The sequence below is a fragment of the Streptomyces sp. SP18BB07 genome (assembly GCF_036322545.1).
GTDB classification, from domain to species: domain Bacteria; phylum Actinomycetota; class Actinomycetes; order Streptomycetales; family Streptomycetaceae; genus Streptomyces; species Streptomyces deccanensis.
Genome location: NZ_JAQYWT010000342.1, coordinates 25,980 through 48,462 on the forward strand (window position 1 = coordinate 25,980; position 22,483 = coordinate 48,462).

A 22,483-nucleotide genomic window follows, 5' to 3' on the forward strand; every position below is an offset into this window, starting at 1 on the left:
CAGCGGCAGCGGCAGCGGCAGCGGGGTGAGAGTCGACGACCGGGCTGAGGGACGGCAGGCGGGCCTGAAAAGCACGGGGCGCAGCCCCTGGTTTTCAGGGGCGCGGGGAACTGCGCGAGAAGCCCCACCCACCCGCACCCGGGCAACCGACCCCAGACACCCGACCCCAGACACCCCCGCCAGAACCCGCCCCCACCACACCCCGCATGGCAGGATCGACCGTGCCATGACTGCACCCACGAAACCCCAGAGCAGCCCTGCCGACGCAATCCCCACCCCCACCTCCACCCCCACAGGCGCCCCCACAGCCACCCCCACCCCGGCGGCGCCCACCACCCTCCACACCCCAGTGATCGCCTGGTTCGAGACGCACGCCCGTGATCTGCCCTGGCGGCGGCCGGAGGCCGGCCCCTGGGGCGTGATGGTCAGCGAGTTCATGCTCCAGCAGACCCCGGTCAACCGCGTACTGCCCGTCTACGAGCAGTGGTTGGCCCGCTGGCCCCGCCCGGCGGACCTCGCGAAGGAACCCCCCGGCGAGGCGGTGCGCGCATGGGGCCGACTCGGTTACCCCCGCCGCGCCCTACGGCTCCACGGCGCGGCGGTCGCCATAACGGAACGGCACGGCGGAGACGTACCCCGCGATCACGCCCAACTGCTCGCGCTGCCCGGAATCGGCGAGTACACGGCCGCCGCGGTCGCGTCCTTCGCGTACGGCCAGCGGCACGCCGTGCTCGACACGAACGTGCGGCGGGTCTTCGCCCGCGCGGTGAGCGGCACGCAGTACCCGCCGAACGCGACCACGGCCGCCGAGCGGAAGCTCGCCCGCGCCCTACTGCCCGAGGACGACGACACGGCGTCCCGGTGGGCGGCCGCGTCGATGGAGCTGGGCGCACTGGTGTGCACGGCGAAGAACGAGACGTGCGGGCGCTGTCCGATCGCCGGACAGTGCGCCTGGCAGCTGGCCGGGAAGCCCGCGCACGAGGGGCCGGCGCGGCGCGGTCAGACGTACGCCGGTACCGACCGCCAGGTCCGGGGCAAGCTTCTCGCCGTCCTGCGGGACGCGATCGCGCCGGTGCCGCAGGCGGTCCTGGACCGGGTATGGGACGAACCGGTGCAGCGGGCCCGCGCCCTCGACGGCCTGGTCTCCGACGGACTGGTGGAACCCCTCCCGGGCGGCCTCTATCGCCTCCCCCTCACCTGAGCCCGATGCATTGCCGACGGGGTAAACCGGCCCATCCCCGCCCCAAAACCCACCCCGCTTTACCCCGTTCCTACTTCTGTTACACAACCGACGGACAGCCGAGCGTTCTCCGCAGGCTGCCTCGGACGTCCCCGTGACAACCCCTCCGTAGCTTCATTGGCGTACCGCAGGAACCCGCGAAACGAACCAGCGGATCACTTGCGGATCGCACCACCACACGAAGCGGCGGGAAACCGGCGCCGCGCCACAGCGCGGACGTCGGAAACGGGGAACGGAGGCGGTTGATCATGGCGCACGGCGAGGTGCTCGAATTCGAGGAGTACGTCCGTACCCGGCAGGACGCGCTCCTGCGCAGCGCCCGCCGGCTCGTGCCGGACCCGGTGGACGCGCAGGATCTGCTGCAGACGGCGCTGGCGCGGACGTACGGCCGCTGGGACGGCATCGCAGACAAGCGCCTCGCGGACGCCTATCTGCGCCGGGTCATGATCAACACGCGGACGGAGTGGTGGCGGGCCCGCAAGCTGGAGGAGGTCCCGACCGAGCAGCTGCCGGACGCCTGCATCGACGACTCCACCGAGCAGCACGCGGACCGCGCCCTCCTGATGGACATCATGAAGGTCCTGGCACCCAAGCAGCGCAGTGTCGTGGTGCTGCGACACTGGGAGCAGATGTCCACGGAGGAGACGGCCGCCGCCCTCGGCATGTCGGCCGGCACGGTCAAGAGCACGCTGCACCGTGCCCTGGCCCGGCTCCGCGAGGAGCTGGAGTCGCGGGACCACGAAGAGCGCGCCGCCCGTGCGCTCGAAGCGAGCGAGGAGCAGGAGCGTTGCGCGGCCTGAGCACAGCGGCCGGCCCCCCTCCGGGGGTCAGGCGGGCCACGAAGGCGGTGATCACGGCGGTGGCCGTGCTCGCCGCCCTCGCCCTTTCCGTGTCCGCCTGCGGCACGGGCGGCACCGGCGCCCGCGACGAGGGACCGGCCGACAGCGACTCGCTCGCGGCAGGCGCGGCCACCCCCTCCGCCTCCGGTTCGGCCGGCGCCGACGGCGGCGGCGACCACCCGAGCGTCGGCGAGGTCGTCCGCATGGTCCGCGCGGACCCGGAGGTCAGCAAGGCGGTCAAGAGCGACCTGAAGCCGTGCGTGGCCGACGAGTACCCGGTGGACGTGACGTACGGGGACCTGACCGGGGGTTCGTCCGACGACCTCGTGGTCAATGTGATGACGTGTACGGACGCCGTCGGTGTGGCGTCGTACGTGTATCGCGCGGAGAAGGGGACGTACCGGAGCGTCTTCCTGTCCGAACAGCCCCCCGTCTACGCGGAGATCGACCGGGGCGACCTTCTGGTCACCCGGCAGCTGTACGAGAATGGCGACCCGTCCTCGTATCCGTCCAGCGAGGAAGTGACCACCTACCGCTGGATCAAGGACGACTTCGTCCAGCGCTCCAGCACGCGCACCGAATACAGCACCGCGGTGGGCGGCACGGAGTCGGCGACCCCCGAGCAGGGCTGAGCCGGGCCCGCCCGCCGTCACGACACCGGCGACCCCCTTCTACCGAGAGCGAGCGAGATCACCGGATGGCAGAGCAGACCCATGTCCTGTTCGTCGAGGACGACGACGTCATCCGCGAGGCCACGCAGCTCGCCCTGGAGCGGGACGGCTTCGCGGTCACGGCCATGCCCGACGGGCTGTCGGGGCTGGAGGCGTTCCGTGCGGACCGGCCCGACATCGCCCTCCTCGACGTGATGGTCCCGGGCCTGGACGGAGTCTCCCTGTGTCGCCGCATCCGTGACGAGTCGACCGTCCCGGTGATCATGCTCTCCGCGCGCGCCGACTCCATCGACGTGGTGCTGGGCCTGGAGGCGGGCGCCGACGACTACGTGACCAAGCCGTTCGACGGTGCCGTCCTGGTCGCCCGGATCCGCGCGGTGCTGCGCCGCTTCGGACACGCGAGCGGCGGTGACGCCAAGGCGGAAGAGGCCGGCGCCGCGGGCACCGGCGGGGTGCTCACCTTCGGTGAACTCGGTGAACTGGTGATCGACACCGTGGGCATGGAGGTACGGAAGTCCGGGGAGCCGGTGGCCCTGACACCGACCGAGATGCGACTGCTGCTGGAGTTCTCCTCCGCCCCGGGCACGGTTCTCTCCCGCGACAAGCTGCTCGAACGCGTGTGGGACTACGGCTGGGGCGGTGACACCCGGGTCGTCGACGTCCATGTCCAGCGGCTGCGCGCGAAGATCGGCCAGGACCGGATCGAGACGGTCCGCGGCTTCGGCTACAAGCTCAAGGCCTGAGCGGGGACGGGACCGACATGGAGCTGAGGGGGATACGAAGAGGGCCGGCGCCGGAGGCGACCCGCGCCCCCGACCGCCCGTCCGGCGCGGGGCCCGCTTCGGGGCCGGCCACCAGGCCCGCCCCAGGGCCGGCCTCGGGCATCCGGACCGGGTTGCGCTGGCAGTTGAGCGCGGCGATCGCCCTGGTCGGCGCGCTGGTGGCGGTCGCGTTGAGCCTGGTCGTGCACAACGCGGCGCGCGTCTCGATGCTCGACAACTCACGCGACCTCGCCGACGAGCGCATCCAGGTCGCCCAGCGCATGTACGAGTCGGGGCGCCCGCTGAAGTCGGGCGCCTTCGGGGTGAAGCTCGACGACCCCGACATCCCGAAGGACCTGCTGGCCAAGGTCAGCGAGGGGCGTCGGGCCACGTACGTGTCCGAGGGCGAGAACGGGGTGCCCGACATCTGGGCGGCGGTCCCGCTCAAGGACAAGCGGGTCCTGTCCCTGCACACCGATTTCACCGACCACAGCTCGGCGGTGATGCGGGACCTCGACCAGGCCCTGCTCATCGGCTCGATCGCGGTCGTCTTCGGCGGCTCGGCCCTCGGCGTCCTCATCGGCGGCCAGATGTCCCGCCGACTGCGCAAGGCGGCGGCCGCCGCGCATGAGGTGGCCAGGGGCGAGTCGGACGTACGGGTGCAGGACGCGATCGGCGGTGTCGTACGCGACGAGACCGCGGAGCTGGCGCGGGCCGTGGACGCCATGGCCGACACCTTGCGGCAGCGCATCGAGGCGGAGCGCCGGGTGACGGCGGACATCGCCCACGAGCTGCGTACGCCGGTGACCGGGCTGCTGACGGCCGCGGAACTGCTGCCTCCGGGCCGCCCCTCCGAACTGGTCCGGGACCGGGCGCAGGCGATGCGCACGCTCGTCGAGGACGTGCTGGAGGTGGCCCGCCTGGACGGGGCCTCCGAGCGGGCCGAGTTGCAGGACATCATGCTGGGTGAGTTCGTGGCCCGGCGGGTGGCGGCGAAGAACGCGGACGTGCGGGTGCGGGTGGTGCACGAGTCAGAGGTGACGACCGACCCCCGCCGTCTCGAACGGGTCCTGCTGAACCTGCTGGCCAACGCGGCGAAGCACGGCAGGCCGCCGATCGAGGTGTCCGTCGAGGGGCGCGTCATCCGGGTCCGCGACCATGGTCCCGGCTTCCCGGAGGAGCTCCTCGCCGACGGGCCCCGCCGCTTCCGCACCGGTGCGTCCGACCGGGCGGGTCAAGGGCACGGCCTCGGCCTCACCATCGCCGCCGGCCAGGCCCGCGTCCTCGGCGCCCGCCTCACCTTCCGCAACGTCCGCCCGCCGGGTTCTCCGAACACGGTCCCTGCGGAGGGCGCGGTCGCCGTCCTCTGGCTCCCGGAACACGCCCCGACGAACACGGGGAGCTACCCGATGCTCCCGATGACGACCGACACGTAGCCCTGACGGGCGGCCTGAACCGCACCTCCGACCGACGGCCCGGTGGGGCTTCCTCGCCGGGGGTTCGGTGGGGCGTTCTCGGCGGGGTTCGGTGGGGCGTTCTCGGCGGGGTTCGGTGGGGATTCTCGGCGGGTTGCGGATGTTTCTGAGCCGCGGGCCGGAGCTCCTTGGGACGGTTGCGGATGTTTCTCGGCTGCGGGCCCGGTGGGGCTTCTCGCGCAGTTCCCCGCGCCCCTAAAAGACCAGGCCCTGCGGGCCTGAAAAGCACGGGGCGCAGCCCCTGCTTTTCAGGGGCGCGGGGAACTGCGCGAGAAGCCCCACCGGAGCCGCACCCGCCAACACACCGAACCCCCCGAGCTCGAACGCGACGCACCACTCACCACGCACTCCACGCGAACTCAGGGGGCCCACCGCCCCATCAGACCGCCGCCGCCTCCTTCACCCCGGCCGCCCCAGTCGCCCCACCCTCACCGGAGTCATCCGCAGAAGAAGACCCCCCGGCCCCCCGCAACGGCACCTCCTTCACAAACACCGCAGCCACCAACGCCACCACAGACACCACCGCCCCCAACAGAAACGCCGAGTGCGTCCCGGAGGACACCGCGTACTGGTACGCCTCCCGCACCGCCTCCGGCAGCTTCGCCATACTCGGCGCGTCCAACTGCGCGGACTGCTCGGTCACCTTGGACCCCAGCGCCCCAGCCCGCTCAGCCATCACGTCCTGCACCCGGCTGTTGAACAACGCACCCATGATCGCGACCCCGAAGGACGACCCGAGCGTCCGGGCGAGCGTGGTGGTCGAGGACGCGACGCCCATGTCCTTCATCTCGACACTGTTCTGCGCGACCAGCATGGTGATCTGCATCAGACATCCCATACCGGCACCCAGCACGGCCATGAACACCCCGGACGTCACCCGGCTCGTCCCCGTGTCCATCTGCGCCAGCAGGAACAGCCCCACGATCATCAGGACGCTCCCGACGACCGGGAAGACCTTGTAGCGGCCGCTGTTCGTGGTCACCCGCCCGGCCACCATCGACACCGCGAGCATCGCCCCCAGCATCGGCAGCAGCAACAGCCCGGAGTTCGTCGCGGACGCGCCCTGCACGGACTGCTGGTACAACGGCAGGAACAGCACCGCGCCGAACATCACGAACCCGGTGAAGAACCCGATCACGGACATCAGCGTGAAGTTCCGGCTGCGGAAGATGTGCAGCGGGATCACAGGCTCTGCCACCCGCTTCTGCACGAACACGAACCCGACCAGCGAGGCCACGCCGAGCGCGATCAACTCCGTGATGACGGCCGACCCCCAGGCGTACTCCGTCCCGCCCCACGTCGTGACCAGCACGATCGCCGTGATCCCGACGGTGAGCAGCGCCGCGCCCAGATAGTCGATGTTCCGCGCCGACCGCCCCTCACGCGACGGCTTCGGCAGGTGCAGTACGGCACTGACGGCGATCAGCGCCACGACCCCGAGCGGCAGGTTGATGTAGAAGGACCAGCGCCAGCCCCAGTGGTCGGTGATGGACCCGCCCACCAGCGGTCCGGCGATCATGGCGAGGGCCATGACACCGGCCATCATGCCCTGGTACTTGCCGCGCTCCCGCGGCGGTATCAGGTCACCGATGATCGCCATGACACCGACCATCAGTCCGCCGGCGCCGAGACCCTGCACCGCGCGGAATCCGATGAGCTGACCCATGTCCTGGGCCATCCCACTCAGCGCCGATCCGATCAGGAAGATCACGATCGAGGTCATGAAGACCTGCTTGCGGCCGTAGAGGTCGCCGAGCTTGCCCCAGATGGGCGTGGAGGCGGCGGTCGCGAGCGTGTACGCGGTGACGACCCACGACAGATGTTCGAGCCCGCCCAGCTCACCCACGATCGTCGGCATCGCGGTCCCGATGATCATGTTGTCGAGCATCGCGAGCAGCATGGCGATCATGAGCGCGAGCAGCACCACCCGCACACTGCGCGGCTGCGGTCCGTCCGTCTCGGCCCCACCGCTCACTTCGTTGTTCTTCTCCGCATCCATTGCGGTCCTCCACTCCCCCCGGAGCTCCCGAGCACTTACTTGCCGACCGGCTAGTTGTCTACACTTAGGGAAGCTAGGCCCCTAACTAGCCGGGCGTCAAGTAAGTTCAACGAGCTTGGCCGAGGCTTGACCGACCCGGGCCATCCGAGCGGCGAGGAGTACGAGGATGAGCGGCACGACAGAGGGCGCGCCGGGCGCGGCGAACGCGGCCCCGAAGCGGCAGCGTCGCGGCGACACCCGTCAGCGCATCCAGGACGTCGCCCTCGAACTCTTCGCCGAGCAGGGCTACGAGAAGACCTCGCTGCGGGAGATCGCCGAACGCCTCGACGTGACGAAGGCGGCGCTGTACTACCACTTCAAGACCAAGGAAGACATCCTCATCAGCCTCTTCCAGGACCTGCAGCGCCCGATCGACGAACTGATCGAGTGGGCGGGAACCCAGCCGCGCACCCTCGACACCAAGCGGGAGATCCTGCGCCGCTACAGCGTGGCCCTGGCCGATGTCGCCCCCCTCTTCCGCTTCATGCAGGAGAACCAGGCCACGGTGCGTGAGCTGAGCGTCGGCGAGACGTTCAAGGACCGCATGATCCGGCTGATCGACACCATCAAGGAGCCGGACGCCGCCCTGACCGACCAGGTCCGCTGCACGAGCGCCCTGTTCACCATGCACGCCGGCATGTTCGTCCTCCGGGACGTCGAAGGCGACCCCGAGGAGAAGCGCGAGGCCGTCCTGGAGGTCGCGATCGATCTGGTGACGCAGGCCCACGCCGGCACCCAGAACCCGTGAGGGCCCTCACCGCCGGGCACCCGCGGGTCAGACGCTGACGCCCTTGGCGCGCAGGAAGGCGACCGGGTCGATGGCGGAGCCGTAGTTCGCGGTCGTACGGATCTCGAAGTGCAGGTGCGGCCCGCTGGAGTTACCGGTGTTGCCGGAGAGGGCTATGCGCTGCCCGGTCTTGACGACCTGCCCGGCCTTCACGTGCACCTTGGCCAGGTGGGCGTACTGCGAGAACGTGCCGTTGCCGTGCTTGATGACGACGGCGTTGCCGTACGCCGGGCCGTCACCGGCGCCGTTGCCGCCGGCCTTCACGACGGTGCCGCCGTGCGCCGCGGCGACGGCCGTACCGCTCTTGACGGCGAAGTCCTGGCCACTGTGCTTGGCGGACCACATGTTGCCGGCCTGCGCGAACCGCGCGCTCAGCTTGTAGCCCTTGACGGGGCTGACCCAGGAGGCGGCCTTCTTGGCGGCGGCGGTCTGGACGGTGGCGGTGCCGGCGCCCGCGGCCTGAGCACCACCGGCGGCGGCCGCGACCCCGGCGCCCAGCACTCCCGAGACACCCACGCCCACGGCCATCACGGCGGCGCGGACACGGAGCTGGGACGTACGGGGACGGGGAGTGCGAACACGCTGCGACATGGAGTACCTCTCGGGGGAACGGAGACAGGGAACGTGCCTCGACGGACACGAGTCCCACCCGGCGCACATCTGCGGCCGCCGAACGGGACGACACATTGCTACCCCGACCCCCCGAAACACCCCAAACGTGTGACCTACGACCGAACGTCGTAGATCTACAGAAATCCCCCCTCTCATTGACACCCGCCCCCAAATCACCCCTCACCTGCACAGCACGACCCGAATCCCTTACCGCAAGGCACTAATGTCCGTTTTGCCCGCCAACCGTCTGCGACTATTCCACCTAGTACCGGACAAATAACCTGTGCGGCACGTCACCGGGACCGGCTGGAAAGAACGCGTGAATGTGACGCCGACTACGAGGTCCGCATCACTCATTTCCCGGACGACAAAGAACCAACGGGGACGACAAAGGGGCTGCCCCGGGACCGAAGTCCCGGGGCAGCCCCTTCTCTGCTCGCTCAGGCCGAGCGCAGCGGTTACGCGTCCTTGCTCAGGTTCGGCCCGGCACCGCCGGCCGCCTGCTCGATCGGCGGGACGTCCGGCAGGGCCGCCTTCTCCTCACCTCGGAAGGTGAAGGTCTGGGTCTCGCCCTCGCCCTCGGTGTCCACGACCACGATGTGGCCGGGGCGCAGCTCGCCGAAGAGGATCTTCTCGGAGAGGGTGTCCTCGATCTCGCGCTGGATGGTCCGGCGCAGCGGCCGGGCGCCCAGCACGGGGTCGTAACCCTTCTTCGACAGCAGCTCCTTGGCGGACTGGGAGAGCTCGATGCCCATGTCCCGGTCCTTCAGGCGCTCGTCGACCTTGCCGATCATCAGGTCGACGATCGCGAGGATGTCGTCCTGCGTGAGCTGCGGGAAGACGACGACGTCGTCGACACGGTTGAGGAACTCGGGCCGGAAGTGCTGCTTGAGCTCGTCCGAGACCTTGTTCTTCATGCGCTCGTAGTTGGTCTTCTTGTCGCCCGAGGCCGCGAAGCCCAGGTTGAAGCCCTTGGAGATGTCCCGGGTGCCGAGGTTGGTCGTCATGATGATGACCGTGTTCTTGAAGTCCACGACCCGGCCCTGAGAGTCGGTCAGACGACCGTCCTCCAGGATCTGCAGCAGCGAGTTGAAGATGTCCGGGTGGGCCTTCTCGACCTCGTCGAAGAGGACGACGGAGAACGGCTTGCGGCGGACCTTCTCGGTCAGCTGGCCGCCCTCTTCGTAGCCCACGTAGCCGGGAGGCGAACCGAAGAGACGCGAGACCGTGTGCTTCTCACTGAACTCCGACATGTCGAGGGAGATCAGCGCGTCCTCGTCACCGAAGAGGAACTCCGCCAGAGCCTTCGACAGCTCGGTCTTACCGACACCGGACGGGCCCGCGAAGATGAACGAACCACCGGGACGCTTGGGGTCCTTCAGACCGGCACGCGTACGGCGGATCGCCTTCGACAGCGCCTTGACGGCGTCGACCTGGCCGATGACCCGCTTGTGGAGCTCGTCCTCCATGCGCAGCAGACGCGAGGACTCCTCCTCGGTCAGCTTGAAGACCGGGATGCCGGTGGCGGTCGCGAGGACCTCGGCGATCAGCTCGCCGTCGACCTCGGCGACGACGTCCATGTCGCCGGCCTTCCACTCCTTCTCCCGCTTGGCCTTCGCGGCGAGAAGCTGCTTCTCCTTGTCGCGCAGGGAGGCGGCCTTCTCGAAGTCCTGCGAGTCGATCGCGGACTCCTTGTCCCGGCGGACACCGGCGATCTTCTCGTCGAACTCGCGGAGGTCCGGCGGCGCGGTCATCCGGCGGATGCGCATCCGGGAACCGGCCTCGTCGATCAGGTCGATCGCCTTGTCCGGCAGGAAGCGGTCCGAGATGTACCGGTCGGCGAGCGTCGCCGCCTGCACCAGGGCCTCGTCCGTGATCGAGACGCGGTGGTGCGCCTCGTACCGGTCACGGAGGCCCTTGAGGATCTCGATGGTGTGCGGGAGCGAGGGCTCGGCGACCTGGATGGGCTGGAAGCGGCGCTCCAGGGCCGCGTCCTTCTCCAGGTGCTTGCGGTACTCGTCCAGCGTGGTGGCGCCGATGGTCTGCAGCTCACCGCGGGCCAGCATCGGCTTCAGGATCGAAGCGGCGTCGATGGCGCCCTCGGCGGCACCCGCACCGACCAGCGTGTGCAGCTCGTCGATGAACAGGATGATGTCGCCGCGGGTGCGGATCTCCTTGAGCACCTTCTTCAGGCGCTCCTCGAAGTCACCGCGGTAGCGGGAGCCGGCGACCAGCGCGCCGAGGTCGAGGGTGTAGAGGTGCTTGTCCTTGAGGGTCTCGGGCACCTCGCCCTTGACGATGGCCTGGGCGAGGCCCTCGACGACGGCGGTCTTGCCGACGCCGGGCTCACCGATCAGGACCGGGTTGTTCTTGGTACGGCGGGACAGCACCTGCATGACCCGCTCGATCTCCTTCTCGCGCCCGATGACCGGGTCGAGCTTGGACTCACGAGCGGCCTGGGTGAGGTTCCGGCCGAACTGGTCGAGGACCAGGGACGTGGAGGGGGTGCCCTCGGCGGGGCCGCCGGCGGTGGCGGTCTCCTTGCCCTGGTAACCGGAGAGCAGCTGGATGACCTGCTGCCGCACCCGGTTGAGATCTGCGCCCAGCTTGACCAGGACCTGGGCGGCGACGCCCTCGCCCTCGCGGATCAGGCCGAGCAGGATGTGCTCCGTGCCGATGTAGTTGTGGCCCAGCTGAAGGGCCTCGCGGAGCGACAGCTCCAGGACCTTCTTGGCACGGGGGGTGAAGGGGATGTGGCCGGACGGAGCCTGCTGCCCCTGCCCGATGATCTCCTCCACCTGCTGGCGGACCGCCTCGAGCGAAATCCCGAGGCTCTCCAGGGCCTTAGCGGCGACACCCTCACCCTCGTGGATCAGGCCCAGGAGGATGTGCTCGGTGCCGATGTAGTTGTGGTTGAGCATCCGGGCTTCTTCCTGAGCCAGGACGACAACCCGCCGCGCGCGGTCGGTGAACCTCTCGAACATCGTTAATCGCTCCTCAGAGCGGTCAGGCAGTGAGGGGACGCTCCCCTCGCTGTCCTTCCGCAGCTTAGTCCCGCAAGCGGGGACCGCTCATTCCAACTGCCGACACCGTCCTTGGCCTCCTGACCCCGAACGCCGACATCTGCTCCAACCCGATGGTGCGAGACGATGTTCCCGCAGGCCAGGCAGTTACCCCCACCATCAGTACGCCGATGGCGAACGTGAGACGGCCTTTCCTGCGTGTCGCCCCCTCCCACTAGGGATGTCTTACCCGTAGGCACTGACACTCCATGCCGGATGCACCGGTTCCCTCCGCTAAGGGCGAACATCCTTGCGTCACCGCACACTGTGGAACGCCCCCTTTCCCGGCACTCCCTGCATCCGGACCGAAACCCAGCGTAACTCTGGGCCCCTTCGCCCGGTTGCTCCTGACATGACCATCGTCCCCCTTCCCCGCCGACCGCTCGACCCGAGCGCTTCCTCGGCCGTCGCCCCGCGCGATGTTCCGGGTGAGGGCCCGTGCGACGCGGTGCGGTGGTGGTACGAGAACGATCTCGGCTGGGCGACCGTGCCCGGGACGCCCCTGCATCTCATTACGGGGCTGCGCTTCGATGTGCTCGACGTCCCCGCGGAAGCGGGGGTCGCGGCGCTCCGGCATCTGGGGCCGATGCCCGGTCCGGGTTCACCGGTGGCGCTGTGCGGCGGGCGGATGCTGCTGCTGGTCGCGGCCGGGAGCGCGGAGGAGTTGCCGGGGCTGTTGCAGTGGCTGGACTGGGGCGGCCTCGACCTGGACCTCACTGCCGTCGGAACGGGCGGTCACCTGGTCGCGCCGGCGCCTCCGGGCGGAGCCGGAAGGCATGGGGGCGTGCGCGGGGAGGACGGTTCACAGGGGGCCGCCGAGTGGGTGCGGCCCCCCGAGCCGGGGTGCGAGGTCGAACCCTCGCTGCCGAGCATCTCGGCGTTGGGGGGCGGTGGGGGCGCCCCCGACCTCGTGCGAGTGGTGGACACGGTGGCGACGCACTGCCACCGCGTCCGGCTGCGGCGCGCGAGCACCGGGCCGTCGGAATCTCAGCCGTTGGCCTTCTCGTAGGCCTCGCGGATGGAGGCGGGGACGCGACCGCGGTCGTTGACCTCGTAGCCGTTCTCCTTCGCCCAGGCGCGGATGGCCGCGGTGTCCTGGCTGCCGCCGGAAGCGGCACGGGCCTTGCCGCGCCCACCCGCCGCACGGCCTCCGGTACGCCGACCACCCTTGACGTAGGGGTCGAGAAGGCCACGGAGCTTGTCCGCGTTGGCGGTCGTGAGGTCGATCTCGTACGTCTTGCCGTCCAGCGCGAACGTCACGGTCTCGTCAGCCTCGCCGCCGTCGAGGTCGTCGACAAGAAGGACCTGAACCTTCTGTGCCACCGGATTTCCTTTCATCGATAACTTCAGGGCCGAGGGCCTGCGGCGAGCGCCGCTGTTTCACGTCCCCTGTTATATGCAGTACTGCAGTACGTCGGAAAGCAAACCGCTTTTCCAGGAAAAACACAAACCCCTGGGAGAGACCGAGGAGAGACCGGGGAGAGACACCGGAGAGGACGAGGAGCCAGGGGAAGACCGGAAATATGTGCGTTTCGGACATAGACCCCGTGGGCAAGGCGACCCTCACCGGAAGCTCTCCCGGAAGGTCCCCTGGGAACGCCTAGCCGGAATTGGTCTCCGTCGGCGATCACAGATGCAGAAGCATCCGGCTGTTGCCCAAGGTGTTCGGTTTCACTCGTTCGAGACCGAGGAACTCCGCGACGCCCTCGTCATAGGAACGCAGCAGCTCCGCGTAGACATCGGTGTCGACGGGAGTCTCACCGATCTCCACGAACCCGTGCTTCGCGAAGAACTCGACTTCGAAGGTCAGACAGAAAACCCGTCGAACACCCAGCCAGCGAGCGGTGTGCAGCAACTTCTCCAGCAACTGGTGACCGACACCGAGACCCTTGGCGTCCGGGTTCACCGCGAGAGTGCGGACTTCCGCGAGGTCTTCCCACATGACGTGCAGCGCACCGCAGCCCACGACCTGCGCGTTGTCGTCCCGTTCCGCGACCCAGAACTCCTGGATGTCCTCGTAAAGCGTGACCGTGGCTTTGTCGAGCAGGATGCGGCGCTGGACGTAGGAGTCGAGGAGGTCGCGCACGTGCGGGACATCGCTGGTCCGAGCCCGCCTGACGGTGATGGCTTTTGTGGTGGCTTCGGGACTCGTTGCTGGCATGAGCGGACGCTATCGCCCGGGGAGATCCGGTGATTCGCCGGGGGTCCCCTGTGTTTCACCGGACGATTCGACGGATTCGTCGGCGGTTTCAACAGGGGTTTCGCGGACGGGGGCGGCGGGCGCGGCGGGTTCGGGTTTGCCGAGGCCCGGGCCCTGCACGATGCGCACGGCGTCGGTGAGCGCCAGTCGCTGTTCCTCGCTCATCATCCCGAAGAAGGCGACCAGCGCGGCGGCGGGGTTGTCGCTCTGCGACCAGGCTTCGTTCATGAGTGCGGCCGCGTAGGCGGCGCGAGTGGAGACCGCCTCATATCGATAGGCCCGGCCCTCCGCCTCCCGGCGCACCCAGCCCTTCTGATGGAGATTGTCCAGAACGGTCATCACGGTGGTGTAGGCGATGGACCGTTCCCGCTGAAGGTCTTCCAGGACTTCCCGAACCGTCACCGGGCGGTTCCACTTCCACACCCGCGTCATGACCGCGTCTTCGAGTTCTCCCAATGGGCGAGGCACAGTTCCGCACACTATCCGGAGAGTTGGAACAAAAAGGGCGTACGACTCGAAAAACACACGAGTCGTACGCCGTTGGGGCGGAGCGGTGAGCGTCAGGCGCCGGGGCCCCGGGAGCCGTCGCCGCCGGCCTGGCGGGTGTGCTCCGCGCGGGCGAGGGCCGCGTCGACCACCGCGTCCTCCTTGGCCTTGTTGGGGCCGCCCTGGGTCTTCACGATCACCCGGATGACGCTGATGAACAGCGCGGCCATCACGAAGGGAGGCAGCAGCGCGGAGACGTAGTCCATGCGTCCAGGGTAGCCAGGGCTAGACGGCGGCCAGCTGTTGGGGCGGGTTCGCGGGCGGGGCGGCCGGTTTCCGCTTGGGCGGGAAGACCTCGCCGGGGGTGGGGATGGGGCGGCGGGACGGGCGCGGGGCGTCGGGGCGGGGCACCGGACCGGGCTTGTCGGCGGGTTCGGCTGGGCGGGACGGCCGGGCGGGCTTCGGACGGGCGGGCTCGCCGGCGGCGCGTGCGGGGGCGTGCTGCGTGTCCTGCTCCACCAGACCGCCGGGGAGCGCGGTGAGCCGGAGCCGCGAGCGACCCGAAGCCGAGCGGGAGGCGGGGACGACGACGGCCGAGGCGGCCGCGCGCCCCGCGAAACAGGCGCGCACGTCCTGCGCGACGAGCGGGCGGCAGCGCTCCAGGAGGGCCGCGGCGGTGGGGTTGCCGCGCAGGGCGCGCAGGGCGGCGAGGTCGTCCGGGTGGGGGCGGTACCCGGCGTCCAGGGCCTGCGTCAGGAGCGCCGCGTAGCCCGTGACCGTGCCGGGGAGCGCGGCGCGGTACCGGGCGAGGTCGGCCAGCAGGAAGGCCCTCAGACGGGCGTCCTCGCGGGCCGCCTCGTCGACGGACTCGGCGAGCCGGAGGCAGTCCTGCACCTCCTCCGCGGAGACGGGACTGGGGTTGAGGGCGAGGGCGAGGGCACGGCGGAGCACACGCAGCTCCTCGGCGCCGAACGCCATGCCGCCGCGGGTTCCGTGGGGCGTGGGCATGCGAAGACGATACGCGCTAATCAGACAAAACAGATGGGATGAGGGGGCGTGGCGCCGTCGGTTCCACCCGCGTGGGGGGCGTTTTATGTCGGTCGGCTGCGGGCCGGTGGGGCTTCTCGCGCAGTTCCCCGCGCCCCCAAAAGCTTCAGGCCCCTGCGGGCCTGCAAAGCACGGGGCGCAGCCCCTGCTTTTCAGGGGCGCGGGGAACTGCGCGGCCAGCCCCCACGCACCCGCGGTCGTCGGCGCACCCGAACCCCCACCCCGTACCGCGCCCCCTCAGAGCCGGGACGCGTTGCGTTCGTACACCAGGCGGAGCCCGATGAGCGTCAGCCACGGCTCGTGCTCGTCGATCACCGAGGACTCCCCCAGCACCATCGGCGCGAGCCCCCCGGTGGCGATGACCGTCACGTCCTCGGGATCGTCGGCCAGTTCACGGACCATCCGGCTCACCACACCGTCGACCTGTCCGGCGAACCCATACACGATCCCGGACTGCATCGCCTCGACCGTGTTCTTGCCGATCACGCTGCGCGGCCGGGCGACCTCGATCTTGCGGAGCTGGGCGCCCTTGACGCCGAGCGCCTCGACGGAGATCTCGATTCCGGGCGCGATGACCCCGCCGACGTACTCACCTCGCGCGCTGACCGCGTCGAACGTCGTCGCCGTACCGAAGTCCACGACGACGGCCGGACCGCCGTACAGCTCGACGGCGGCGACGGCGTTGATGATGCGGTCGGCGCCGACCTCCTTGGGGTTGTCGGTGAGGATCGGGACGCCCGTCTTCACCCCCGGCTCGACGAGGACCGCGGGGACGTCGCCGTAGTAGCGGCGGGTCACCTCGCGGAGCTCGTGCAGCACCGACGGCACGGTCGCGCAGATCGCGATGCCGTCGATGCCGTCGCCCAGCTCCTCGCCCAGCAGCGGGTGCATGCCCATGAGGCCCTGGAGGAGGACCGCCAGTTCGTCGGCGGTGCGGCGCGCGTCCGTGGAGATGCGCCAGTGTTCGACGATGTCCTCGCCGTCGAACAGACCGAGGACGGTGTGGGTGTTGCCCACGTCGATGGTCAGCAGCATGGCCCGTCCCCGTCCTACTCGGCCGCGCGCAGGTCGAGGCCGATGTCGAGGATCGGGGACGAGTGGGTCAGGGCCCCGACGGCCAGGAAGTCGACGCCCGTGTCCGCGTACGCCTTCGCGTTGGTGAGGGTCAGCCGGCCCGAGGCCTCCAGGAGGGCGCGGCCGTCGACGATCGAGACGGCCTCCTCGCACTCGAGCGGGGTGAAGTTGTCCAGGAGGATCAGATCGGCGCCCGCGTCGACGACCTCGCGCAGCTGGTGCAGGGTGTCGACCTCGACCTCGATCGGCACCTCGGGGAACATCGCGCGCACGGCCTCGAAGGCCTGGGCGACCCCGCCCGCGGCGACCACGTGGTTGTCCTTGACGAGGGCCGCGTCCGACAGGGACATGCGGTGGTTGATCCCGCCGCCGCAGCGGACCGCGAACTTCTCCAGGGAACGCAGCCCCGGCGTCGTCTTGCGGGTGTCGCGTACCTTCGCCTTGGTGCCCTCCAGGGTGTCCGCCCACGCGCGCGTGGCGGTCGCGATGCCGGAGAGGCGGCACAGCAGGTTCAGGGCGCTGCGCTCGGCGGTGAGCAGGTCGCGGGTGGCGCCGGTGACGCTGAGGAGCTTCTGCCCCTCCTCCACCCGGTCGCCGTCGTCGACGTGCCGCTCGACCTCGAACTCGTCGGAGCAGGCCACCGAGAGGACCGCCTCGGCGATTCTCAGGCCCGCCACGACGCCGCCCTCACGGGCGGTGAAGTCGGCGGTGGCGCGCGCGTCCTCGGGGATCGTGGCGACCGTGGTCACGTCCACGCCGTGGTCGAGGTCCTCCTGGATGGCGACGTTGGCGATGTCCTCGACCTCCACGGGGTCGAGTCCGGCGTCGGCCAGGAGCTGGGCGAGCGCGGGATCGAGCCCGCACTCCAGGTATTCCTCGCTGAGGCCGTCGTCCGCGCCGCAGGCGCAGCCGTCGCCGCAGCCGCCGCTCTGGGCGAGGGGAAGGTCGGGGGTGCTCACGTCTGTCACTGCTCCTGCTGGTGCTGCCGGGTCGGGGGGAAGTCTGCGGTATCCGTGGTGTGTACGGCGAGCGTCCGGTCCGGATTCAGCCGTACGACGATGTGGCGGCGCCAGGCGGTGTCGTCGCGCTCGGCGGTGTCCTCGCGCCAGTGGCAGCCGCGGGTCTCCTCGCGCAGCCGGGCGGCGGCGACCAGGACGCGGGCCACGCACAGGAGGTTGGTGGTCTCCCAGGTGTCGACGCCGGGCTCTGCCGTCTTGCCGTTCTCGGCGAGGGCGTCGCGGGCCTGGGCGTGCAGCCGGTCCAGGGCGGCCGCGGCGGTGGCCAGGGACGCCTCGGAACGCAGCACGCCGGCGCCCTCGGTCATGGTTCGCTGGATCGCGAACCGTATCTCCGGGGCGAGCAGCGGGTGCGCGGGCTGCTCCGCGTGCGGGACGGGCTGGGGCACGCGCGCGTGGAGGCCGTTCCCGGCGTGGGTGGCGGCGATGTCGGCGACGATCCGCTCGGCGTAGACCAGGCCCTCCAGGAGGGAGTTGGAGGCGAGCCGGTTGGCGCCGTGGACACCGGTGCAGGCGACCTCGCCGCAGGCGTAGAGGCCGGGCACGGTGGTGCGGCCGTGGGAGTCGGTGCGGACGCCGCCGGAGGCGTAGTGGGCGGCCGGGGCGACCGGGATGGGCTCGGTGACCGGGTCGAGGCCGTGGGCGCGGCAGGCGGCGAGGATCGTCGGGAAGCGGTGCTCCCACATGTGCGCGCCGAAGTGCCGGGCGTCCAGGTACATGTGCTCGGCGCCCTGTTCCTGCATGCGGCGCATGATGCCCTTCGCGACGATGTCCCGGGGCGCCAGTTCGGCCAGTTCGTGCTGCCCGAGCATGAAGCGGGTGCCGTCGGCGTCGACCAGGTGGGCGCCCTCGCCGCGCACGGCCTCGGAGACCAGGGGCTGCTGGCCCTCCGCGTCCGCGCCGAGGAACAGCACGGTCGGGTGGAACTGGACGAATTCGAGGTCGGAGACCTCCGCGCCGGCGCGCAGGGCGAGGGCCACGCCGTCGCCCGTCGACACCGACGGGTTGGTGGTCGCCGAGAAGACCTGGCCCATGCCGCCCGTCGCGAGGACGACCGCGGGGGCGTGCACGGCTCCCACGCCGTCGTGCTGGCCCTCGCCCATGACGTGCAGGGTGACTCCGGCGGTGCGGCCGTCGGCGTCCGTCAGCAGGTCCAGGACGAGCGCGTTCTCCACGGTCCGCACGCCACGCGCGCGTACGGCCTCGACGAGGGCCCGGGAGATCTCGGCGCCGGTGGCGTCGCCGCCCGCGTGGGCGATGCGGCGGCGGTGGTGGCCGCCCTCGCGGGTCAGCTCCAGGCCGCCCTCCTCCGACTCGTCGAAGTGGGCGCCGGTCGCGATCAGCCGGCGTACGGCGTCGGGGCCCTCGGTGACCAGCAGCCGTACGGCGTCCTCGTCGCACAGGCCCGCGCCGGCCACCAGGGTGTCGTCCAGGTGCTGTTCGGGGGTGTCGCCCTCGCCGAGGGCCGCGGCGATGCCGCCCTGGGCCCAGCGGGTGGAGCCGTCGTCGAGGCGGGCCTTGGTGACGACGACCGTGGTCAGGCCGGCGGCCTCGCAGCGCAGTGCGGCGGTGAGGCCGGCGACACCCGAGCCGACGACGACCACGTCGGCGTCGATGGACCAGCCCGGTGCGGGCGCGTGCAGTCGTATGCCTGTGCTGGTCACGAGGCGGCTCCGAAGGTCAGGGGGAGGTTGTCGATCAGCCGGGTCGTCCCCACCCGGGCCGCGACGGCGAGGACGGCTTCGCCGGTGAAGTCGTCGGGGATGTCGGTGAAGTCGGAGGGGTCCACCAGGGCCAGGTAGTCCAGGGTCAGCGGCGGCTTCATGCGCAGGGCCTCGTCGAGGACCAGCCGGGCCGCGGCGCGGACGGCGGCGGGGCCGCCGGGGGCGGACTTGGCCATGGCGTGCGCGTCGGCGGCGGCGCGGGACTCGCCGATCGCGCTCAGCGCCTCGGCACGCGCGCGCGTGGCGGGCACCTCGCGGGCACGCGCGCGCAGCGCCTCCTGCGCGGCGTGCCGGTCGCGGCCCGCGAACAGCGCCTGGGAGAGCGCCAGGGCGGTGCGGCGCTCCTCGGTGGACAGGTACCGGTTGCGGCTGGACAGGGCCAGTCCGTCGGGCTCGCGGACCGTCGGGACGCCCACGATCTCCATGCCGAAGTTCAGGTCGCGGACCATACGGCGGATCAGGGCGAGCTGCTGGGCGTCCTTCTGGCCGTAGAGCGCCACGTCGGGGCGGGTGAGGTGGAGCAGTTTGGCGACGACGGTGAGCATGCCGTCGAAGTGCCCGGGGCGGGAGGCGCCCTCCAGGCGTTCCCCCATGGGACCGGCAGTGATCCGGACCTCGGGCTCGCCGCCCGGGTAGACCTCGTCCACGGACGGGGCGAACACCACGTCCGCGCCCGCCTGTTCGGCGAGCTTGACGTCGGCGTCCAGGGTGCGCGGGTAGCGGTCGAGGTCCTCGCCGGCGCCGAACTGGAGGGGGTTGACGAAGACGGTCACGACGACCTCGCCCGCGTCGCCGGCGATCTCGCGCGCGGTACGGACCAGGGTGGCGTGGCCCTCGTGCAGGGCGCCCATCGTCATCACGACGGCCCGGCGTCCCGCACGCGCGCGTGCGTGCAGTTCGTCGGCGGTGCGCAGCACGGTGATGGTCATCGGGCGTCCCCTTCGGTCCCGTCGGTGCCGCCCGCTCCGGTGGCGCGGTCCGTCCCGCCCGCGAGCACGCCGAGCAGATCCTCGGCCAGCTCCGGCTTGAGCAGGCCGTGGGCGAGGGCCCGGTCGGCGGTCGCGCGGGCCATCGCCAGATATCCGGCGACGGTGGCCGGGGCGTGCGCGCGCAGCTCGGCGACGTGCGCGGCGACCGTGCCGGCGTCCCCGCGCGCGACGGGGCCGGTGAGGGCCGCGTCGCCCGAGCGGAGGGCGTTGTCCAGGGCGGCGCCGAGCAGCGGGCCGAGCATGCGGTCGGGGGCGGTGACCCCGGCCGTGCGCAGCAGCTCCATGGACTGGGCGACCAGGGTGACCAGGTGGTTGGCGCCCAGGGCGAGGGCCGCGTGGTACAGCGGGCGGTTCTCCTCGGCGATCCACTCGGGCTCGCCGCCCATCTCGATCACCAGCGCCTCGGCGGCCAGCCGCAGTTCGTCCGGGGCGGTGACCCCGAAGGAGCACCCGGCGAGCCGCTGCACGTCCACCTGCGTCCCTGTGAACGTCATCGCGGGGTGCAGCGCCAGCGGCAGCGCCCCGACCCGCAGCGCGGGGTCCAGCACCTTCGCGCCGTACCGCCCGGAGGTGTGCACGAGGAGCTGCCCCGGCCGTACGGAGCCGGTCTCCGCGAGGCCCTCGACGAGACCCGGCAGGGCGTCGTCGGGGACGGTCAGCAGGACCAGGTCGGCGTGGCGCAGCACATCGGCGGGCGGCATCAGCGGGACGTCGGGCAGCAGTTCGGCGGCGCGGCGCCTGGACGCGTCGGAGACCCCGGAGACGGCCACCGGGCGGTGCCCGGCCAGTCGCAGCGACGCCGCCAGCGCGGGGCCGACCCGGCCGGCGCCGACGACACCGACGGTGAGCCGCGCGGGGCGGTCCTTCGGCTCTGGTTGCTGGAATGTACTCACTCGGTGGCGGCCTTCCCGTTCCAGTCCGCTCTGGGTACCGGACGATTTCTCGTCATGTTAACGCGATTGGTTCGAGGGGCGTTCGGTTGTCCACAGGCTGTGGGCGGCCGCGGCGCGTTTCCGCAGGTCGCGGTCCGAGAGTCCGCGGGCGTGGGCCGGGTGCGTGGGCCGCCTGTCGGGAAATCGGGGTGCCGGGCCGGACGGGCCAGGGGATGATCCCGGGATGAGCGAAACGGCGGACACGGCGCAGGCGGCGGACACGGCGGGGACGGCCTCGCGGGGGGAGGCGCCCGAGGGGTCCTCGGCGGCCCTGCGGTACCGGCGGCGCCAGGTCGCCCAGCGGGCGGCCGAGCGGGTGCTGGCGCGGACGAGCGCGCTGGCGACGGTCCGGGAGCGCCTGGCGCTGCTGGACGCCGCCGGGGACGTGTACGACCTGGACGAGACCGCCGACATCTACGGCAACGGAGTCGTCGAGACCCTGGAGGAGCGGACGGCCGCACTGCTCGGCATGGAGGCCGCCGCGTTCTTCCCGACCGGCACGATGGCCCAGCAGGTGGCGCTGCGCTGCTGGGCGGCCCGCACCGGGAACCCGGCCGTCGCCCTGCACGCCCTGTCCCACCCCGAGATGTACGAGCGTCATGCGTTCAGCCAGGTCAGCGGTCTGCGGCCGGTGCGGCTGACGAGCGAACCGAGGCAGCCGACCGCCGAGGAGGTACGCGGTCTCGACGAGCCCTTCGGGGCGCTGATGCTCGAACTGCCGCTCAGGGAGGCCGGTTTCCTGCTCCCCTCCTGGGAGGAGCTGGAGGAGGTCACCGAGGCGGCACGCGCGCGGGAGGCGGTGGTCCACTTCGACGGGGCCCGGCTGTGGGAGTCCACCGAGCACTTCGGCCGCCCCGTCGACGAGATCGCGGCCCTCGCCGACAGCGTCTACGTGTCGTACTACAAGTCGCTGGGCGCCTACGGCGGTGCCGCGATCGCCGGGCCCAGGACCCTGATCGACGAGGCGAAGGCCTGGCGGCACCGGTACGGCGGGCAGCTCTTCCAGCAGTTCCCCACCGCCCTGTCGGCCCTCGTCGGCCTGGAGCGCGAGCTGCCCCGGCTGCCGGAGTACGTCCGCCACGCGCGCGTGGTCGCGGCCGCGCTGCGCGAGGGGTTCGCGGCGGCGGGGGTGCCGTGGGCCCGTGTGCACCCCGGGGAGCCCCACATCCACGAGTTCCAGGTCTGGCTGCCGTACGAGGTCGACGTCGCCGCGGAGGCCGCGGTCCGCCAGGGCGAACAGACGAACACGCTGCTCTTCGCCCGCCCGTGGGACCAGGGCGGACCGGGCCTGGCCGTCACGGAGATCGAGGTCCGTGCCGCGGCACTGGAGTGGACGGCGGACGACGTCCACGCGGCTGTGGCGGACTTCGTGGGACTGGTGGAGAAGGTGGCCCGCGAATAGTCCCGCCCGGCGACCGGGGGCCGGGGGCTGGGGGCTGGGGGACAAAGCGACCGGGGCCGTGTGACAACCGGAAGGCCGCGTGACCCGGACGCGCCAGGCCGCCGCCCGACAATCGCGGGGTCGCGTGA

The 22,483-nt window shown here is 71.1% G+C and carries 21 protein-coding genes; 8 read left to right on the top strand and 13 right to left on the bottom strand.

The window, feature by feature from the left end:
• The first annotated feature begins 226 nt into the window (after nucleotides 1-226).
• The 5 genes from PUR53_RS31210 to cseC all read left to right on the top strand — a co-directional run bounded on the left by PUR53_RS31210 (nucleotide 227) and on the right by cseC (nucleotide 4,947).
• Entirely contained in the window at nucleotides 227-1,201 is a 975-nt protein-coding gene (locus tag PUR53_RS31210) for an A/G-specific adenine glycosylase (protein ID WP_329899802.1), read from the top strand.
• Between the two features lie 287 nt (nucleotides 1,202-1,488).
• The gene (locus PUR53_RS31215; protein ID WP_220647183.1) at nucleotides 1,489-2,040 is read left to right on the top strand and encodes a SigE family RNA polymerase sigma factor; all 552 of its coding nucleotides are present in this window, start codon (nucleotides 1,489-1,491) and stop codon (nucleotides 2,038-2,040) included.
• Entirely contained in the window at nucleotides 2,028-2,711 is a 684-nt protein-coding gene (locus tag PUR53_RS31220) for a hypothetical protein (protein ID WP_329899801.1), read from the top strand. Before PUR53_RS31215 ends, PUR53_RS31220 begins: the two co-directional genes overlap by 13 nt.
• Nucleotides 2,712-2,776: 65 nt before the next feature.
• Nucleotides 2,777-3,493 carry a two-component system response regulator CseB gene (gene cseB, locus PUR53_RS31225; RefSeq protein ID WP_239756486.1) on the top strand — a complete coding sequence of 239 codons (717 nt, stop codon included), beginning with the start codon at nucleotides 2,777-2,779 and terminating at the stop codon, nucleotides 3,491-3,493.
• 17 nt (nucleotides 3,494-3,510) lie between these two features.
• Nucleotides 3,511-4,947 carry a two-component system sensor histidine kinase CseC gene (cseC, locus tag PUR53_RS31230; RefSeq protein ID WP_329899799.1) on the top strand — a complete coding sequence of 479 codons (1,437 nt, stop codon included), beginning with the start codon at nucleotides 3,511-3,513 and terminating at the stop codon, nucleotides 4,945-4,947.
• A 418-nt stretch (nucleotides 4,948-5,365) separates the two neighbouring features.
• On the opposite strand, the gene PUR53_RS31235 is transcribed toward cseC, so the two are convergent.
• The gene (locus tag PUR53_RS31235; RefSeq protein ID WP_329910409.1) at nucleotides 5,366-6,985 is read right to left on the bottom strand and encodes an MDR family MFS transporter; all 1,620 of its coding nucleotides are present in this window, start codon (nucleotides 6,983-6,985) and stop codon (nucleotides 5,366-5,368) included.
• A gap of 166 nt (nucleotides 6,986-7,151) precedes the next feature.
• On the opposite strand from PUR53_RS31235, the gene PUR53_RS31240 reads away from it, so the two are divergent.
• On the top strand, nucleotides 7,152-7,772 hold the full coding sequence (locus PUR53_RS31240; RefSeq protein ID WP_329899797.1) for a TetR/AcrR family transcriptional regulator: 621 nt from the start codon (nucleotides 7,152-7,154) through the stop codon (nucleotides 7,770-7,772).
• Nucleotides 7,773-7,799: 27 nt separating this feature from the next.
• Here PUR53_RS31240 and PUR53_RS31245 read toward each other — a convergent pair whose 3' ends face one another.
• Together PUR53_RS31245 and PUR53_RS31250 are read right to left on the bottom strand one after the other, a co-directional pair.
• Nucleotides 7,800-8,402: a M23 family metallopeptidase gene (locus PUR53_RS31245; protein WP_329899796.1), complete on the bottom strand. Its 603-nt coding sequence runs from the start codon at nucleotides 8,400-8,402 to the stop codon at nucleotides 7,800-7,802.
• 479 nt (nucleotides 8,403-8,881) lie between these two features.
• Nucleotides 8,882-11,407, bottom strand: coding sequence for an ATP-dependent Clp protease ATP-binding subunit (locus PUR53_RS31250; RefSeq protein ID WP_329899795.1), 2,526 nt, complete (start codon nucleotides 11,405-11,407; stop codon nucleotides 8,882-8,884).
• Nucleotides 11,408-11,837: 430 nt separating this feature from the next.
• On the opposite strand from PUR53_RS31250, the gene PUR53_RS31255 reads away from it, so the two are divergent.
• Nucleotides 11,838-12,494 carry an SCO3374 family protein gene (locus PUR53_RS31255; protein WP_329899794.1) on the top strand — a complete coding sequence of 219 codons (657 nt, stop codon included), beginning with the start codon at nucleotides 11,838-11,840 and terminating at the stop codon, nucleotides 12,492-12,494.
• Here the strand turns inward: PUR53_RS31255 and PUR53_RS31260 are convergent.
• From PUR53_RS31260 to PUR53_RS31305, 10 genes are all read right to left on the bottom strand, one after another.
• Nucleotides 12,473-12,808: a histone-like nucleoid-structuring protein Lsr2 gene (locus PUR53_RS31260; protein WP_033524724.1), complete on the bottom strand. Its 336-nt coding sequence runs from the start codon at nucleotides 12,806-12,808 to the stop codon at nucleotides 12,473-12,475. The genes PUR53_RS31255 and PUR53_RS31260 overlap by 22 nt on opposite strands.
• Before the next feature lie 304 nt (nucleotides 12,809-13,112).
• Nucleotides 13,113-13,646, bottom strand: coding sequence for an amino-acid N-acetyltransferase (locus PUR53_RS31265; protein ID WP_192333584.1), 534 nt, complete (start codon nucleotides 13,644-13,646; stop codon nucleotides 13,113-13,115).
• Nucleotides 13,647-13,655: 9 nt separating this feature from the next.
• Nucleotides 13,656-14,117: a BlaI/MecI/CopY family transcriptional regulator gene (locus PUR53_RS31270; protein ID WP_443078225.1), complete on the bottom strand. Its 462-nt coding sequence runs from the start codon at nucleotides 14,115-14,117 to the stop codon at nucleotides 13,656-13,658.
• A gap of 128 nt (nucleotides 14,118-14,245) precedes the next feature.
• Nucleotides 14,246-14,437, bottom strand: a complete 192-nt coding sequence (locus PUR53_RS31275; RefSeq protein ID WP_329899793.1) for a hypothetical protein — start codon at nucleotides 14,435-14,437, stop codon at nucleotides 14,246-14,248.
• Nucleotides 14,438-14,456: 19 nt separating this feature from the next.
• On the bottom strand, nucleotides 14,457-15,179 hold the full coding sequence (locus PUR53_RS31280; protein WP_443078224.1) for a hypothetical protein: 723 nt from the start codon (nucleotides 15,177-15,179) through the stop codon (nucleotides 14,457-14,459).
• Nucleotides 15,180-15,455: 276 nt separating this feature from the next.
• Nucleotides 15,456-16,253 (bottom strand): type III pantothenate kinase, encoded by a 798-nt coding sequence (locus tag PUR53_RS31285; RefSeq protein ID WP_239756472.1) that lies wholly within the window; start codon nucleotides 16,251-16,253, stop codon nucleotides 15,456-15,458.
• A 14-nt stretch (nucleotides 16,254-16,267) separates the two neighbouring features.
• On the bottom strand, nucleotides 16,268-17,251 hold the full coding sequence (gene nadC / locus PUR53_RS31290) for a carboxylating nicotinate-nucleotide diphosphorylase (protein WP_329899792.1): 984 nt from the start codon (nucleotides 17,249-17,251) through the stop codon (nucleotides 16,268-16,270).
• Between the two features lie 5 nt (nucleotides 17,252-17,256).
• Nucleotides 17,257-18,972, bottom strand: a complete 1,716-nt coding sequence (locus PUR53_RS31295) for an L-aspartate oxidase (protein ID WP_329899791.1) — start codon at nucleotides 18,970-18,972, stop codon at nucleotides 17,257-17,259.
• Nucleotides 18,969-19,961, bottom strand: coding sequence for a pantoate--beta-alanine ligase (gene panC / locus PUR53_RS31300; RefSeq protein ID WP_329899790.1), 993 nt, complete (start codon nucleotides 19,959-19,961; stop codon nucleotides 18,969-18,971). The genes PUR53_RS31295 and panC overlap by 4 nt, the downstream gene beginning before the upstream one ends.
• Entirely contained in the window at nucleotides 19,958-20,914 is a 957-nt protein-coding gene (locus PUR53_RS31305) for a Rossmann-like and DUF2520 domain-containing protein (RefSeq protein ID WP_329910410.1), read from the bottom strand. Before PUR53_RS31305 ends, panC begins: the two co-directional genes overlap by 4 nt.
• A 223-nt stretch (nucleotides 20,915-21,137) precedes the next feature.
• Here PUR53_RS31305 and PUR53_RS31310 point away from each other — a divergent pair, with 223 nt between their 5' ends.
• Nucleotides 21,138-22,355 (top strand): threonine aldolase family protein, encoded by a 1,218-nt coding sequence (locus PUR53_RS31310; RefSeq protein ID WP_329910411.1) that lies wholly within the window; start codon nucleotides 21,138-21,140, stop codon nucleotides 22,353-22,355.
• The last annotated feature ends 128 nt before the right edge of the window (nucleotides 22,356-22,483 follow it).

Excerpts from the sequence above, each read along its gene's own strand:
- PUR53_RS31210 (WP_329899802.1), top strand. The coding sequence starts at position 227 with ATGACTGCACCCACGAAACCCCAGAGCAGCCCTGCCGACGCAATCCCC.
- PUR53_RS31215 (WP_220647183.1), top strand. The coding sequence starts at position 1,489 with ATGGCGCACGGCGAGGTGCTCGAATTCGAGGAGTACGTCCGTACCCGG.
- cseB (WP_239756486.1), top strand. The coding sequence starts at position 2,777 with ATGGCAGAGCAGACCCATGTCCTGTTCGTCGAGGACGACGACGTCATC.
- cseC (WP_329899799.1), top strand. The coding sequence starts at position 3,511 with ATGGAGCTGAGGGGGATACGAAGAGGGCCGGCGCCGGAGGCGACCCGC.
- PUR53_RS31235 (WP_329910409.1), bottom strand. The coding sequence starts at position 6,985 with ATGGATGCGGAGAAGAACAACGAAGTGAGCGGTGGGGCCGAGACGGAC.
- PUR53_RS31240 (WP_329899797.1), top strand. The coding sequence starts at position 7,152 with ATGAGCGGCACGACAGAGGGCGCGCCGGGCGCGGCGAACGCGGCCCCG.
- PUR53_RS31245 (WP_329899796.1), bottom strand. The coding sequence starts at position 8,402 with ATGTCGCAGCGTGTTCGCACTCCCCGTCCCCGTACGTCCCAGCTCCGT.
- PUR53_RS31250 (WP_329899795.1), bottom strand. The coding sequence starts at position 11,407 with ATGTTCGAGAGGTTCACCGACCGCGCGCGGCGGGTTGTCGTCCTGGCT.
- PUR53_RS31255 (WP_329899794.1), top strand. The coding sequence starts at position 11,838 with ATGACCATCGTCCCCCTTCCCCGCCGACCGCTCGACCCGAGCGCTTCC.
- PUR53_RS31265 (WP_192333584.1), bottom strand. The coding sequence starts at position 13,646 with ATGCCAGCAACGAGTCCCGAAGCCACCACAAAAGCCATCACCGTCAGG.
- PUR53_RS31270 (WP_443078225.1), bottom strand. The coding sequence starts at position 14,117 with ATGACGCGGGTGTGGAAGTGGAACCGCCCGGTGACGGTTCGGGAAGTC.
- PUR53_RS31275 (WP_329899793.1), bottom strand. The coding sequence starts at position 14,437 with ATGGACTACGTCTCCGCGCTGCTGCCTCCCTTCGTGATGGCCGCGCTG.
- PUR53_RS31280 (WP_443078224.1), bottom strand. The coding sequence starts at position 15,179 with ATGCCCACGCCCCACGGAACCCGCGGCGGCATGGCGTTCGGCGCCGAG.
- PUR53_RS31285 (WP_239756472.1), bottom strand. The coding sequence starts at position 16,253 with ATGCTGCTGACCATCGACGTGGGCAACACCCACACCGTCCTCGGTCTG.
- panC (WP_329899790.1), bottom strand. The coding sequence starts at position 19,961 with ATGACCATCACCGTGCTGCGCACCGCCGACGAACTGCACGCACGCGCG.
- PUR53_RS31310 (WP_329910411.1), top strand. The coding sequence starts at position 21,138 with ATGAGCGAAACGGCGGACACGGCGCAGGCGGCGGACACGGCGGGGACG.